Raw genomic sequence first — 14,048 nt, 5'->3', positions numbered from 1 at the left:
CCTCTCCTATTTCCACATCTTGGACTCCTCACGTTTCATGGTTGAAACGCCCCAAGCAAAATCCCCTCTCGATAGGGAGGTTTCTTCATGGAAGAGCTGTTGCGGCAGTTAACCACACTTGTTCAAGGACTTGTCGATGACATGTCCGTCCTGAAGCAAGACATGCAAACGGTGAAGCAAAAATTGGGCCAACTTGAACAACGAATGGACAAACTGGAACAACGGATGGACAAGCAGGAAGAAGAGTTGCGCTGGCTGAAAGAGCAGATGAAAGAAAACACGGACATGATCAAAGCGATCCGCGACAATCAACTCGAACAGCGCAGCATTCAAGACGGCATGCGCCATGAAATCGCCAGCCTCCGCGGAGAAATGGCCGGCATTCGCGAGCAGATGGCAACAAAAGACGATCTTTCCCGCCTTCGCGAGCAAATGGCGACAAAAGAAGACATCTCCCTCATTCATCAGCGGCTTGATTATCAACTTGGCCGCATCGCGAAAGTGGAGGAGGAGATGTATTTGCTGAAGAAAGTAGATTGACACTCCACACACTTAAAGGCATGGGATTCTTGGATCGTTTGCGTCCTCATCCATTTCTGGTTCGGACAACGCAAAAGCTTCGGGGAGTGTCATCACCCCGTCCCATCGGGTTAGGATGTACCCCATGGGCGGCGCACCTGTGACCAGTGCGCCTGCTAGTACGACATAGACTCCTGCAGCAAACGTGATTCCTTGCATAAGAGAGAAGAAAAGAAAATTGACACCGCCGCTTAACTCCTTCTCGGATAAACGATTTTCCGGCAAACGGAGCAACGACAAAAAATAACAGCACCATTGTCAACGACATAGCCACCGGTGTATCACGAAGAAAACTCTATGATTTTGGCGCTTTAATATCTTCAATATCTTCCCTAAATCCGTGACAAAACATCTTTACAATAGTCGCAAACCGTTGATGATAAAAGAAGACGACGTTAACGACTTTTCATCAAGGAAACATTTCTAGAGGGAGGATTTCATTGTTTAGGGATATAAAGATAAAATTGATATCAGGGATACTAACTTCAATTAATTCAGGTTTTTTATATTATCTAATTGAATCCAAAGGTGTCACTGTATCAAAGGAATTAAATATTTTAGAGGGACTATTAGAAGTTCTTGTCAAGTCCTTACTCTACTCTATAATATGTGTACTTCCGCTAGTTATTTTGTTCGGTATACCAATCTCCTTATTGATAGACTACGTATTACAAAGAATAAATCAAATGAATCCTCCCTCTAGAAATGTTGATCTATCAAGGCTTTTCGGCCTCTCAGGGGTGTCCAAAAAATATTTTTCGACAAAATCCCTTACATCCTTTTTCAGTTTTGTGGATATCTTACAGACCTAGGGTGCGCTTCGCGGCCACGGCTGGTTATATTTTCCTGCCGTGGGGGGAAGCGTATTCGATGCACCCTTTGGATCTCCGCGTCGCTGATGAGGACGAACCCTCCCATGTCTCCGGGCGTCTTCGCGCCAACATTCCCTCGTTCGGTCTCGTCATCAGGCGGAGGCCGGCCAAGCTCCTTTAGGGACTCAAGGTCGAATGGATGAAATCACGCCAGCTTCTCCGGTGTCATCTCGTTGTCCAACGATTCTTCCGTTCGCAGGGGGAGGCCTTAGGCCGCCCGTTGCACCTGGGACAAGACGTCCTGTTTCATTCGCTCCGCGTCAAAGGCTTGTTTCTTCGTACAAATCGCAAACAGCACATTCAACAGCTTCCGGCACAAGGCGACGATGGATTGCTTTCCGGTCAGCGGGTTGACGGGGCGGGTCGTGTAATATTCATGCAGCTCGCGAAACGCCTCGTTGTGCCGGATCAGCGGAATCACCGCCCGAAACAGCACCGAGCGCAACCGTTTCCGTCCCCGTTTGGAGATGTGCTTTTGCCCTTTGCGCTGGCCGGAGGAGTTCTCCTTGAGCGTCAGGCCCGCCAACTTCACCAATTGGCGCGGGTCCCGATAATGGGCGAAGCTGCCGATCTCCGCCAGCAGATCGATGATCGTGGCGTCTCCCAACCCGTCGACCGTTTTCAACCATTGGTACTCCATCGTCGTTTGAACCAATGCCTTCAACTCGGCGTCCAGTGCAGCGATCTCCGCCTCCAATTGGCGGTATCGGCGGACGAGCGCGGCGATCTCAAACCGGGCCATCGCTGTCCCTTCCGTCACCCCAATCGAGTCCTTCGCGGTGTTGATCAACGCCTGAATTTTGGCCTTCTGCGGGCATTTCATCCCTTCGCTTTGCCGGTACACCTCAAGAAGCTCCTCCACCGTCCGGCCGGCCATATCAGCCGGAAGCGGCGTCCACTCCAACACCGAAAGCGCCGTTTTCCCCAAGTCACGAAACACGGTCCAAAACTCTGGAAAATACCGATCCGTCCAGCGGACGATCGCGTTTTTCACCGCCGTCTGTTCCTTGCGGAGCTTCTCTTTGAGCGTGCTTCCCACGCGCAAATCGGCTTCGATCTCGTGCAGCAGCCGGGGAACGAGGAATCGTCCGTCTTTTGCCAGTCTGGCAATGACCAGGGCGTCTTTGGCGTCGTGTTTCGTCGGCAGGTTGTCATCAAGTTCTTTCGACCGGCACACATGCGCCGGGTTGACCATGACCAACGGGATCCCGTGCTCCTCGAGGAAGTAGGCCAGGTTCAACCAGTAGTGCCCGGTCGGCTCCACCGCGACGATCACCTCTGACTTCCCAAACGCTTGCATCGCCTCCTGAATCGCTTTATACAGCTGCTGAAACCCCTCTTTCGACTGGAAGATCGGGAACGACTTGCGAAGCACGCGCCCCCGGTCATCCGCGAAGCAGGCGTAGTGGGTTCGTTTCGCGATATCGATGCCCACGACAAGCGTTTGTTGTGTGAGTAAAATATTTGTGGGTGACATTCCGAAATGATCCCCGACGAGGGTTGCGAACTTTTGTTCGCGACGCTCGTCGGGGCCACCAAGCGAAGCGCGGTAGAAAAAAGCAAATGTCATGCAAAAAGGACTCTCTCCCTGCTATGATGGTGATTGTCAACATCAACCGAAAACAGGAGGGAAAGAGTCCATGAAACATCTTACCACAGAATGGCCTTTATTAAAAGAGCTGGAGGAACAATTAGTCAGAACTCTTCAAAAGGTGTTCGCTGTCTTGTTGGCGGCCCTTTTGGAGGAGATTGATCAACAACTGGCGGAAGCGCGGGACAAGCGCCGGTATCAGCTGAAAGACAAACGGCCGACTACGATCCAAACGCTGTTTGGAGAAGTGACGTTTCGACGGAACTACTACTATGACCGGCAAACGGGGAACTATACCTTCTTGCTGGATGCCGAATTAGGCTTTGATGGGGCCCGATCGATCAGTCCTTGCCTCGAGGAAACGGCGGTCGAGTTGGCCGTAGAGTGCTCTTCCTACCGCAAAGCGGCCCGTACGTTGGAGTCGATCGTGGGGTATGCGGTCATGAGCCACGAGGCGATTCGCCAACTGGTGCTGGAGGCCCCTGTCTCGCTGCACCGCCCTGTTTCCCAACGGCACGGCCGGGTGCTGTTTGTGGAGGCGGATGGACTGTTTATTTCCCGCCAGGGGAAAGGGAAACGGGCGAAAGAAGAGAAAATCCTGGCGGTTCACGAGGGATGGAAACGAAACGGTTCGCAGCTCGAGTTCGTGAACCGGCGCCACTACCTCCATGAAGGGGAGGGAGACGTGTGGGAACGGTTTGAGGAGTGGCTGATGAACGAATATGCCTATGATCCGTGCCGGGACCTGTTGATCATCAACGGCGACGCGGCGTCGTGGATCACGGCCTGCCGGGAGTATTTTGGGAAGCGGGCGTGCTTTCAGCTGGATCGATTTCATGTGGCGCGGGAGCTGCGTCAGTGTCTGTCCGGCCATCCGCGTTGGCAGGAGGTGCGGAAGAAGCTGGCGAAACAAGACGAAGAGGGGCTTCTCGTGGAGCTGAACAGCGCGGTCGGCACGTTGGAGGACGAAGCGAAAGAGAAGCAGATGGCTGCCATGATCCGCCGGATCGAGTCGATGCCGGGATGCATCCGGGACTATCGGGAGTGGCTGTCGGAGCAAGGGGTGGAGACGACCGGCATGCGTCCGATGGGCCACGCCGAGAGCGTGATGAGCCGGTTTGCGCATCGGGTGAAATCCCGCCGCAGCTGGAAAGACCAAGGGCTTCGGGCGTTTCTGAGGGCGATGGCAGCCCGAATCGACGGGATTTGGCGGAGAAATGGGCAGTTGGTGGAGGAAGAAGAGACCCGAACGGCAGCCTCGGCCTCGACGAAGTCCAAGCGGGTTGAACAGGCCAAACGGAAGGCAGGACGGTTGTGGGCAGATGTGGTGCGTCAGAATCTACCGTGTCTGCAGCGGTCATCCGGGACGCCGATCCATCAAGCGTTGTCGGCGCTCCGGGATGGTGGTTGGATGTAAAAAAATGGAATATCGTATCATCGCCTCAAGATGAGGGATGAGAGTCCGAAAGCGCTTACGAATGAATTCCTGAAAATGGTTCGCTAACTAGTGATTGGCAACACCCGTAGTGAACCGAAAAAATGTTCTCCACAAAGTCTTGACTGACTCGCGTTTGTTCCGTAACTTGATCAATTTTATAGTTTTGTGTACAATTCATCTGAAGTCCTCCTTGGTATGGTGAGAGATGTGGTTGACACCCCTGCATCATACCAAGAGGGCTTTTTTTGATCAAGTCCCCGGAAAAGCTCCTAACGGGAATGCTCCCGCTTGATGGACGGGGCTCCAATTCGCTTTCCAGACGCATCGAAAAACAGGAAATCCTGCTCATCAAACGTCAATGGCACCACCTCTCCCAAGCGGATGCGCCATTGTCCATTCCATCGTGCTGTCCAATAAAGATTTTTTGCCAACTCAAACGTCACTAACGTTTCATTGCCGAGCCACTCGACATGGCTGACTTTGACGGCCATAGATTCTTCTCCTGATTCCGCCGGCTCAATATGTTCCGGCCGCAGTCCGACGATCACCCGTTCAGCCTTCGGCAAAGAACGACGCAGAAGACGGATGGGCCGCTCGTTTTGCAATAAGAGGGAATGGTTCAGCACATGCGCTTCCGCCAAATTCATCGGCGGTGTTCCGATAAATGAAGCGACAAACGTGTTATCTGGGCTATTGTATACATCAAGCGGACTGCCGATTTGTTGCGGACGGCCGTCATGCAAAATCATCATCCGGTCAGCCATGGTCATCGCTTCCGTCTGATCGTGCGTGACATAAATCACAGTCATGCCGAGCTGACGTTGCAAACGTCGAAGCTCGCTCCTCATTTTCGCACGCAGCTTGGCATCTAAATTGGAGAGCGGTTCATCCATCAAACAAAGCGGAGTCTGCGCGACAATCGCTCGCCCTAAGGCAACGCGTTGACGCTGCCCCCCTGACAATTCCCGCGGCTTCCTATGCAGCACATCGGTCAATCCAAGCAATTCCGCCGCTTCCATGCAACGTTTCACTTGTTCTTCTTTCGGCACCTTTTGCGCCTGCAAGACAATCCGCATATTTTGCTCCACCGTCAAATGGGGATATAGCGCATAATTTTGAAAGACCATCGATAACCGGCGGGCGTGAGGGGGCCAATCATTCGCCACCTGCCCATCGATCAGCACATATCCTGATGTCAGCGGCTCAAGGCCAGCGATCATCCGCAAAATCGTGCTTTTGCCGCCTCCCGATGGGCCAACAAGAACAAAAAACTCCCCTGATTCAATCGCGACATTCACATTCTCGACCGCGCTCTTTTTGCCTCCATACGATTTCGTCACCTCGACCAGCTCAAGAAACGCCATCCGCTTTTCTCCCCTTTCCTCTTTTTCTATTCCATCGTAATCCATTTTTGTAAACACCATCTGAACTTATTTTTTGATTTATGTAAATTTTTTTTGAATAAAAAAAGAAGCTCTGCCAACGCAGAGCATCCTGTCACAGATTTGTAATCTTTTGGATCATCTGTTTTCCCTGTTGATACAAACATCAGCGTGATATTAACGAACACCCTTCATGAGCCGCTGAATGCTCGGGGCGAGCAAAAACAAGATGACGCTTAACACAACCGCCGCCCCGCCGATCGTGCCGAAATAGGCCGTTTCGTTTTCGGGTGTATAAAAGCGCACAAGCTGGGCGTTGATCGCTTGCGCGGCGGCGTTCGATAAAAACCAAAGGCTCATCGTTTGCGCTGAGAAAGCGGCAGGGGCAAGTTTCGTCGTCGCCGACAGGCCGACCGGCGACAGGCAAAGCTCCCCGAGCACGACGATGAAGTAGCTTAACACGAGCCAAATCGGATGGACAAGCCCTCCGCCGCTCAAATGCCCCGGCACGAGGATGACGATGAACGCCAGGCCGGCGAACAACAAGCCGAGCGCGAATTTTTGCGGGATCGTCGGCTGCCGTTTGCCAAGCTTCACCCACATCCACGCGAACACCGGCGCTAAGAGGATGATAAACAGCGGGTTCAGCGATTGGAACCAAGCCGGTGAAAGGTGAATGCCGACGACATCCAGCTGTGTCCGCTTGTCCGCATAGTTCGCCAAAATGGTCGATCCTTGTTCTTGAATGGCCCAAAACATCGCTGAAGCGATGAACAACGGAATGTACGCGATCACGCGCGACCGCTCTTCAGCCGTCGTTTTCGGGCTGCGGTACATGACGACAAAATAGATGATCGGGATGATGATGCCTAAGATGCCGACAAGAGAAATAAACGTTTCCACAGTGAACCAGCCGTTTGGAATCAAGATGGCTAGCAGCACGGCAATCACGACCGCCCCTACGGCCATGATGGAAGCCGCTTTTTTCTTTTCCGCTGGCGTCAATGGATTCGGCACATACGTCCCGGCCAACCCGAGGTTTTTCTTTCTTGTCGCGATGAAGACAATCAATCCGAGAAACATCCCGACGGCCGCAAGTCCGAAGCCGAGGTGGAAGTTATACTTCATCCCCGCGGTACCGACAACAAGCGGAGCCAAAAAGGCGCCAAGGTTAATCCCCATGTAAAAAATGCTGAATCCGGCGTCGCGGCGGTCATCGCCAGGCTTGTACATATCGCCGACAATGCTCGAAACGTTCGGTTTTAACAACCCAGTTCCCAAGACAATGAGCGCCATGGACACAAACAGCGCCGCCACCCCGCCTGGAATCGCCAAGGCGATATGACCGGCCATAATGAGAAGGCCGCCGTAAAAGACCGCGCGCGACGTGCCAAACACCCGGTCAGCAAGCCAACCGCCAATGATTCCGGACATGTACACCAGCGCCCCATAAATCGACATAATCGCGAGCGCCAGATGCTCATCAAGCCCGAGCCCGCCTTTCGATACTTCATAATACATGTAATACACTAAAATGGCGCGCATGCCGTAATACGAAAAGCGTTCCCAAAATTCCGTGAAAAAGAGCGTAAACAACCCTTTCGGATGGCCGATAAAGCCGCGCTGGGGAACGCTAGCAGCGATTTGTTGCTTGTCAATGGATGACATAACCACTACTTACCTCCTTTAAATTCTTTTAATATAATAATTCATTATGTTTATATTGTCAAAAAAATTTTGCATGATTCATAATTTCACATTATAATAAAGAAACATCAAGAAAAAATAATATTATTCAAATAAAAAATACATCTTTTCATCGTACAGAAAAAACCTTTTCCGCGTCTTGTTGATTCATGTATAATCAATGACAGGGAATCGTCGCTTCCGCAACAGCACCATTTCCTCTCTTCCATTTCACCTGCATCTTTGCGCCCACCGCAAATTCCTTATCTTCATTGCCAATGAGCGAACCGTGGCGTCTTGTTTTGGACAAGATTGGGTCATACAGCAAGAAATGTCAGAGATGAGAAACAATCTGGCGACCAAGCAGGAGCTCGAGGACATCAAAACCAATGCGGCGACAAAAGCAGAGCTGAATGAAGTCAAAGCTGAAATGGCAAAAAGGAGTTGCCGCTGTTCATCAAGCCATTCAGGAAATCGATGTGATCGTCAAACGGCTTGAACAAAATCAAGAGCAACAAATGCAGCTATGGCTGCGCCAAGAACGGATCATCGATATGTTATGCCGCCGATCGATTGAACACGAAGCGGCAATTGCAGATTTGCGCCTTGCCATCAAAGGATGACGACCGCCTCATTGCCGCTTTTGCTCGCCCCGTAAGGCATTGGTACATGAATGGATGGTTCTTGGCAGCGGAAAAGATATCGTGCATTCCGCTTATTTCCGTCCCCGTGCAAAATGTGTTATACTGATCATGACACAGTTCACCAAATGAAAGGGGATGTGGGGATGCTGTACCATAGCCATCAAGTTAAGAATTTGATCTTTTTTCAGCGCCAAAAACATGGTATCCTTTCTAACGAAAATCATCGTTGGAAAGGATTGTTTTTTGATGGCAAAAAAGATGAAGGCATGGATAACAACGATTCGTCAACTCTTCTCCTCTGAAGAACTGACCCGTCTGGCACGGAAAGTCGGATTCATTCAGCGGCAGCGTTCATTAACAGCGGAAGCCTTTCTGACGCTATGTGCTTGGGGAGACGGATCGCTCGCCTGTCAGTCGCTTCAGCGGTTGTGTGCCGATTTGGCGCTCTGGCATGATTGCTCTCTCTCGAATGAAGGACTGAATCAGCGGTTTACGCCTCGTGCCGTGGCGTTTTTAAAAGAGGTCTTTTTTACTCTCCTGATGCATCAACGTCCGGCACTCTCTTCCATCATCGAGACGTATCGCGCTTGTTTCACCCGTCTGCGGATCTTAGACTCTACCAGTTTTTTACTTCCGGCCGACTATGGTGAGGACTATCAAGGTTCGGTTTCATCTGGCGCCAAAATCCAATTTGAGTATGAGCTGTTATCGGGAACCTGTCTTCAGCTGTGCGTCCAACAGGCCAATGATTCCGATGCCCGCTTTGCTTATCATACCCAGCACACGATTTTACCGAATGACCTTTGCATTCGGGATCTGGGGTTTTTTTCACTCGCCACGCTGGCGGAGATCGATGCTCGAGGTGCTTATTATATTACCCGGTTGCGTTCCGATATCAAAGTCTATATCAAACAGGACGGGGAGTGGCACGAATGGGATTGGGAATCGATAGGAAATCGATTGGGCGAGGGGGAAGCCGTGGAAGTGGAACACGTGTATATCGGACACCAACGCCTGTATGTTCCGCGTCTGATTTTTCGCCGTCTCACGGCGGAAGAATGGGAAAAACGGCTGGCGTACGTGCGGAAAAAGGAAAAAAAGAAAGGGAAGGCGCTGTCACGCCAAACCCTTGAACAAAAGAAATATCACATCTTACTGACCAATTTACCACAAGAATCGTTTGATGCGCAACAAGTTTATGAGCTGTTCGCTGCGCTGGCAAGTGGAGCTGTTATTTAAGGGCTGGAAATCCTTATTTGACCTTGACCGTGTCAAAAAGATGAAGAAGGAACGATTCGAATGCCACTTATATGGGACATTGATTGCCATTTTAGTCACGCAGACTCTTCTGTTCCAAGCCCGAAGGTATTGGCATCAACGGGAGGGAATCAAGATCAGTGAATGGAAAGCGCTTAATATCCTCCAATCGTATTGGCATCGGTTTCTTTTGCATCCCCAAGCGATGGAAACCGCCCTTCCATCTCTCCTGTCTCTGTTAAGGAAACACGCGAGGAAAGACCGAAGGAAAGGAGAGGAAACGGTATCGGATCTTTTAAAGAAATTGGGGATATGGTAGTGTAGGTTATGGATATAAATGACAAATAACCCTCTTCTTGAGGGTTATTTGGCATGCCCAGCATTTGGTTTTCTCTTCATCCTTTGATTGATTTTTCGAACATGCGTATCATCCTAAAAAATTTTATACCGCTAACTTGACGGGTATGAGGTCCGCCCCTTCTTCAAGCAAACGAAGCGCCACTTTTTTTCCGACTTTTCCGAGCCCTTGCACCGCATACGTTTTGCCATGCAAATGCTTGCTGCCAAACACAACATCGTTCGTCGCCTGAATGCCGTAAACAACGCCCTCGGCGGTCGGCACGGATGAGTCGCCGCTTCCGCCATACGCTTCCGGAACGCCAACGATGCAATTCGTCTCTTTCAGCGCGTGCACAAAATCGTCCGACGTCGTCCCCATATCGGTGCCTGTGTAAAACCGGCCGCCTAATGACTCGACAAACTGGCCGAACGCACGAAACAATTCCGGCGATTTGTCTTTCGGGTCGCCGATGATCACCGCTTTGCCGCCGCCAAAATCGACATCAGCGGCCAAGCATTTATACGTTATCCCTTTCGACAGCCGAAGCGCATCGGCGAGCGCCTCTTCCGTCGTGGCATACGGATGCATCCGGCAGCCGCCGAGCGCCGGCCCAAGCGCGGTGCTGTGAATGGCAATGATCGCCCTTAGGCCAGTCGCTTCATCGAGACAAAACACCACCTGTTCGTGTTCGCGCATATGGAAAAACAAATCGAAGCTTTGTGACATGTTTGGCGATAACATGACCTTCATCGCGTCCCCTCTCCTTTGCTTTACTGCTTGAAATCGTTTTCAAGTTAATATAACAAAAAATATTATTACGTTATAATAACGTTATACTATTTTTAATTTTTATAGTAACTCACATTTCGCACCCTCCCAACGAAAATCGGGAGGATTTTTTCGTTCCGATGTCGAATGAATCCTTGACACACAAGGAACGTAAAGGAGTTTTTCTCTTATGAACGTTCAAGTCAAAAAGGTCTATCGCAATTCTTATTTGAATATAATAAGTGCCCTATTCAAGAAACTGGGTCTGCCTCAATTGATTGACCATCTCGTGCCCGTCGATCCGCAGTGCCAAACGCGAGTCAGCGATGCCGTTCAGGCCATCCTCTACAATGTGTTTGACGGCCGGCAAGCCCTTGTTCACTTGGAACATTGGGCTCAGGAGGTCGATTGTGAGAAACTCATCCGCCCCGATCTCCATCCTTCCTGGTTGAACGACGATGCGTTGGCCCGTCATCTCGATCGCCTGTATGAGGCTGGCATTCACAACGTCATCAGCACTTGCTTGATTCATATTTATCGAAAAGAAGGCCTTTCCCTCCGAGCCTTCCACGCCGATACGACGGACAAGACCGTTTACGGCGCGTATGAATCGGCCTCATTAGAGGCTTTGCAGATCACACATGGCTATAACCGCCATCATCGTTGGCAAAAACAGATCGGTTTCGGACTGGTCGGCAACGAGGACGGCATCCCGTTTTACGGCGATGTGCACGACGGCAACCTGCCTGACAAAACGTGGAATCCGGAGGTGCTGTCCCGTGTCCATGAACAGCTGAAGCAGGCCAAAATCGAAGACGAATGGATTTACGTGGCCGATTCCGCCGCGATGACGAAAGAGACCCTGGCGCAAACCAAAGCGGCCAACGCCTTTTTGATCACCAGAGGCCCTTCGTCGCTCCGGATCGTGAAAACCGCGCTGGCCGAAGCGGATGCTGAGGACACGACGTGGAGCGATCCCTTTACGTTGGCGGAGAGAAACGGCGCCACGTACCGGGTATGGGAAACGGCCTCGACGTATGAAGGCCACCCCGTTCGGCTGATCGTTGTTGAATCGAGCGCGCTCGACCAGCGCAAAGGAAAGACGCTTGAAAAAGAACGAACCAAAGAAGCGGAGCTTCTTCGCGAGGAACAAGCCCGTTGGGAGCGTCACCCCTTCTCCTGCCGGGAAGATGCCGAACAAGCCTTGGCGTCCCTCAAGGCGTCCCTTCGCCCCCGGTTTCATCGGGTTGAGGCCGCGGTCGAAGAGATCGTACGCCCGAAAAAACGGCGCGGACGGCCGAAAAAAGGGGCGGAACCCGAGGTGGAGACGCTGTATTTCTTGCACCTTGACGTCGAATTCGACCAAGACGCGTGGGAACAGGCGAGACGGAAAGCGTCCCGGTTTGTCCTTGTCACGACCGTTCCGAAGGAATGGAAGGGCCAACCCATGGATGCCCAAGAGATCTTGAAGCTGTATAAAGGGCAAATCTCGGTGGAAATGAACTTCGCTTTTTTGAAAGATCCGTTTTTCACGGATGAGATTTACGTCAAAAAACCAGAACGGGTCGCAGTATTAGGCTATTTGTTTCTGTTGGCCTTGGCTATTTACCGCGTTTTTCAGCGCCGAGTGCGTCAGTTTATTACTCCAGAACACCCGTTGAAGGGTCTTGGAGGCCGCAAGCTGACCCGGCCGACGGGACAGGCGATTTTTCAGCTGTTTCAATATGTGAACGTCATCCTGCTGGAGCTGCCGGATGGGCGCATCCAACGCTCACTGGATCGCTCCCTTACCCCTGATCAGCGAAGGATTCTGCAGGGATTGGGCATGGATGAGAGCATCTACGTGTAACGTGATACGGAACGACCAGCGATGGTAAAAAAAGGATTGCCATCGCTCGTTGTGTTGGTCAAAAAGTTATTCTGAAAAACTAAATAAAAAATCCTTTGTTTTGACCTTGTTAGGGTGCGAAATGTGAGGTATCACACTATAGTGCTACGGGATTAATTGGCTTACTTTATTCTCTAATTATCATTGAATTACAAATAATACTCATAAAGAGCCAACTTCTGCTTTACGTACTCATCATCTGGCCTTAGTTTTAAAGCATATTTGAAATAGGCTCTTGCCCGTTCGTAATCCTTTTTTTGGTCGTACGCTTGACCAAGTTTTTTCACAACAGCCCAAATTCCTGGAGTCTCTCGATTAATTTGTTCTAGAATTTGAATACTTTTTTCTTCCTGTCCGCACACCCCATAACATAGTGCTAATTTATAACGATAATCTAAATTTCCTGGTTCTTTTTGATACAATTCTTCATATAAGCGTAGCGCTTCCTCGTACTTTTTCATTGCTAAGAAAATTCTTGCTTTTAGATTTTTTACAGCTGTAGCAAAACTTGCTTGGCGTATATCCTCAATTGTAATTTCTTCAATATTTTCAATTTGCCGCAATGCCTCAAATAATCGGTCTGTTTTGTAATATACGTATGCCAGTTGCAATAAGATTTCTGGCATTGTATTTCCATTTGTAATTTCTGTCGTCAAAATTTTTTTCGCTAATGTAAATTTTTTGAGTTTACAATTCAACATTGCTAATTCTAACGGATCTTGTTTGTTTGCTAATGTTGCACGAGGAATAAACTTTTCAACTTGTTGCTGTTTGAAATGTTCCTCTACCGCTTTTTTAAATTCGGCGCGGAAATCGGTAACCGACTGATATCGTATTTCCGGATTTCTCTCTAACGCCTTCATGATTACCTTTTCCATCGAAGGTGTAATACTATCGTTCAATTCTCTTGGTTTTGGAAAAGGAACGTTATGAATCACGTTAAAATATGTGTCATGTGGGGTTCTTCCTGTTAACAATTGATATAGCAAACCCCCTAAAGAATAAATGTCAGAATTTAAATATCGCGTTTGCGAATGGAGAACTTCAGGAGCAATATAAGCAAATGTTCCTGCACCATCAATTGTTTTTACGAAAACATCTTCAATCAATCGACTCGTTCCAAAGTCCGTTAATTTTACAGTAGTTTCATTTATTAAAATATTGTCAGGTTTGATATCTCCATGCGTTATGCGTAGGGAGTGCATAAATTCAACACCATTTAGTACTTGATCAAAAATATCAAACATTTTTTGAAATGTCCGTGGATGACTGATTCCCTCTTCACTTAACTCTTGTGAGAGGGGCTTCCCATCAAACAGTTCCATTTCAATGATAAAATAACCGTCTACTCTTCCCATCCAATAAATATTGATAATATTTTCATGGAAAACGCCAATAAAACGTTTTCCTTCCTCTAATGCTGCGTCACCACGTTCTTGACTTTTTGGGATTTTTAACGCGACGATTTCTTCGTCTTCACAGCGAATGGCTTTCCATACATATCCGTACGACCCTTCTCCTATCATTTCTTGCAAAATATATTTATCCCCGATATTCATATCCTTTTTTGGTTGAATGGAATAACGCTTATGCACCATAATTG

General features: G+C 49.5%; 10 protein-coding genes and 3 pseudogenes. 6 read left to right on the top strand and 7 right to left on the bottom strand.

Features of this window, described 5'->3' with window-relative positions:
- Window positions 1-87 precede the first annotated feature (87 nt).
- Complete coding sequence (locus NSS88_RS15755) at window positions 88-540, top strand: hypothetical protein (protein WP_049626545.1); 453 nt, start codon at window positions 88-90, stop codon at window positions 538-540.
- A 150-nt stretch (window positions 541-690) separates the two neighbouring features.
- Here the strand turns inward: NSS88_RS15755 and NSS88_RS15750 are convergent.
- Together NSS88_RS15750 and NSS88_RS15745 are read right to left on the bottom strand one after the other, a co-directional pair.
- Window positions 691-901 (bottom strand): annotated as a pseudogene (locus tag NSS88_RS15750) (PTS transporter subunit IIC); the annotation flags it as partial.
- Window positions 902-1,659: 758 nt separating this feature from the next.
- Window positions 1,660-2,928, bottom strand: coding sequence for an IS110 family transposase (locus NSS88_RS15745; protein WP_341085239.1), 1,269 nt, complete (start codon window positions 2,926-2,928; stop codon window positions 1,660-1,662).
- 163 nt (window positions 2,929-3,091) lie between these two features.
- On the opposite strand from NSS88_RS15745, the gene NSS88_RS15740 reads away from it, so the two are divergent.
- Window positions 3,092-4,459 carry an ISLre2-like element ISGsp3 family transposase gene (locus tag NSS88_RS15740; protein ID WP_341082672.1) on the top strand — a complete coding sequence of 456 codons (1,368 nt, stop codon included), beginning with the start codon at window positions 3,092-3,094 and terminating at the stop codon, window positions 4,457-4,459.
- Between the two features lie 290 nt (window positions 4,460-4,749).
- Here NSS88_RS15740 and NSS88_RS15735 read toward each other — a convergent pair whose 3' ends face one another.
- Both NSS88_RS15735 and NSS88_RS15730 read right to left on the bottom strand, forming a co-directional pair.
- The gene (locus NSS88_RS15735; protein ID WP_049626631.1) at window positions 4,750-5,844 is read right to left on the bottom strand and encodes an ABC transporter ATP-binding protein; all 1,095 of its coding nucleotides are present in this window, start codon (window positions 5,842-5,844) and stop codon (window positions 4,750-4,752) included.
- A 195-nt stretch (window positions 5,845-6,039) separates the two neighbouring features.
- The gene (locus tag NSS88_RS15730; protein ID WP_049626630.1) at window positions 6,040-7,530 is read right to left on the bottom strand and encodes a peptide MFS transporter; all 1,491 of its coding nucleotides are present in this window, start codon (window positions 7,528-7,530) and stop codon (window positions 6,040-6,042) included.
- A 431-nt stretch (window positions 7,531-7,961) separates the two neighbouring features.
- On the opposite strand from NSS88_RS15730, the gene NSS88_RS15725 reads away from it, so the two are divergent.
- The 3 genes and pseudogenes from NSS88_RS15725 to NSS88_RS15715 all read left to right on the top strand — a co-directional run.
- Window positions 7,962-8,171: a hypothetical protein gene (locus NSS88_RS15725; protein WP_047818497.1), complete on the top strand. Its 210-nt coding sequence runs from the start codon at window positions 7,962-7,964 to the stop codon at window positions 8,169-8,171.
- A 267-nt stretch (window positions 8,172-8,438) separates the two neighbouring features.
- On the top strand, window positions 8,439-9,431 hold the full coding sequence (locus tag NSS88_RS15720; RefSeq protein ID WP_268760371.1) for an IS4 family transposase: 993 nt from the start codon (window positions 8,439-8,441) through the stop codon (window positions 9,429-9,431).
- A pseudogene (locus NSS88_RS15715) lies at window positions 9,415-9,465 on the top strand (hypothetical protein); the annotation flags it as partial. The gene NSS88_RS15720 and the pseudogene NSS88_RS15715, both read left to right, overlap by 17 nt.
- Before the next feature lie 139 nt (window positions 9,466-9,604).
- On the opposite strand, the gene NSS88_RS15710 reads toward NSS88_RS15715, so the two are convergent.
- Window positions 9,605-9,832, bottom strand: coding sequence for a hypothetical protein (locus NSS88_RS15710; RefSeq protein ID WP_231107645.1), 228 nt, complete (start codon window positions 9,830-9,832; stop codon window positions 9,605-9,607).
- Between the two features lie 83 nt (window positions 9,833-9,915).
- A pseudogene (locus NSS88_RS15705) lies at window positions 9,916-10,539 on the bottom strand (Glu/Leu/Phe/Val dehydrogenase dimerization domain-containing protein); the annotation flags it as partial.
- Window positions 10,540-10,747: 208 nt separating this feature from the next.
- Between NSS88_RS15705 and NSS88_RS15700 the strand changes: the two are divergent.
- Window positions 10,748-12,406, top strand: a complete 1,659-nt coding sequence (locus NSS88_RS15700) for an IS1634 family transposase (RefSeq protein ID WP_341085237.1) — start codon at window positions 10,748-10,750, stop codon at window positions 12,404-12,406.
- 188 nt (window positions 12,407-12,594) lie between these two features.
- Here NSS88_RS15700 and NSS88_RS15695 read toward each other — a convergent pair whose 3' ends face one another.
- The gene (locus tag NSS88_RS15695; RefSeq protein WP_341085235.1) at window positions 12,595-14,043 is read right to left on the bottom strand and encodes a protein kinase domain-containing protein; all 1,449 of its coding nucleotides are present in this window, start codon (window positions 14,041-14,043) and stop codon (window positions 12,595-12,597) included.
- Window positions 14,044-14,048 lie beyond the last annotated feature (5 nt).

Origin of the sequence: Geobacillus sp. FSL W8-1251 (assembly GCF_038005945.1) — a bacterium.
GTDB classification, from domain to species: Bacteria; Bacillota; Bacilli; order Bacillales; family Anoxybacillaceae; genus Geobacillus; species Geobacillus stearothermophilus.
This window is presented reverse-complemented; position numbering and strand designations above follow the sequence as displayed.

Bases quoted from the DNA above. Each gene is read 5' to 3' on its own strand.
- NSS88_RS15700 (WP_341085237.1), top strand. From the start codon at position 10,748: ATGAACGTTCAAGTCAAAAAGGTCTATCGCAATTCTTATTTGAATATA.
- NSS88_RS15745 (WP_341085239.1), bottom strand. From the start codon at position 2,928: ATGTCACCCACAAATATTTTACTCACACAACAAACGCTTGTCGTGGGC.
- NSS88_RS15720 (WP_268760371.1), top strand. From the start codon at position 8,439: ATGGCAAAAAAGATGAAGGCATGGATAACAACGATTCGTCAACTCTTC.
- NSS88_RS15740 (WP_341082672.1), top strand. From the start codon at position 3,092: ATGAAACATCTTACCACAGAATGGCCTTTATTAAAAGAGCTGGAGGAA.
- NSS88_RS15755 (WP_049626545.1), top strand. From the start codon at position 88: ATGGAAGAGCTGTTGCGGCAGTTAACCACACTTGTTCAAGGACTTGTC.
- NSS88_RS15695 (WP_341085235.1), bottom strand. From the start codon at position 14,043: ATGGTGCATAAGCGTTATTCCATTCAACCAAAAAAGGATATGAATATC.
- NSS88_RS15735 (WP_049626631.1), bottom strand. From the start codon at position 5,844: ATGGCGTTTCTTGAGCTGGTCGAGGTGACGAAATCGTATGGAGGCAAA.
- NSS88_RS15725 (WP_047818497.1), top strand. From the start codon at position 7,962: ATGAAGTCAAAGCTGAAATGGCAAAAAGGAGTTGCCGCTGTTCATCAA.
- NSS88_RS15730 (WP_049626630.1), bottom strand. From the start codon at position 7,530: ATGTCATCCATTGACAAGCAACAAATCGCTGCTAGCGTTCCCCAGCGC.
- NSS88_RS15710 (WP_231107645.1), bottom strand. From the start codon at position 9,832: ATGCTGGGCATGCCAAATAACCCTCAAGAAGAGGGTTATTTGTCATTT.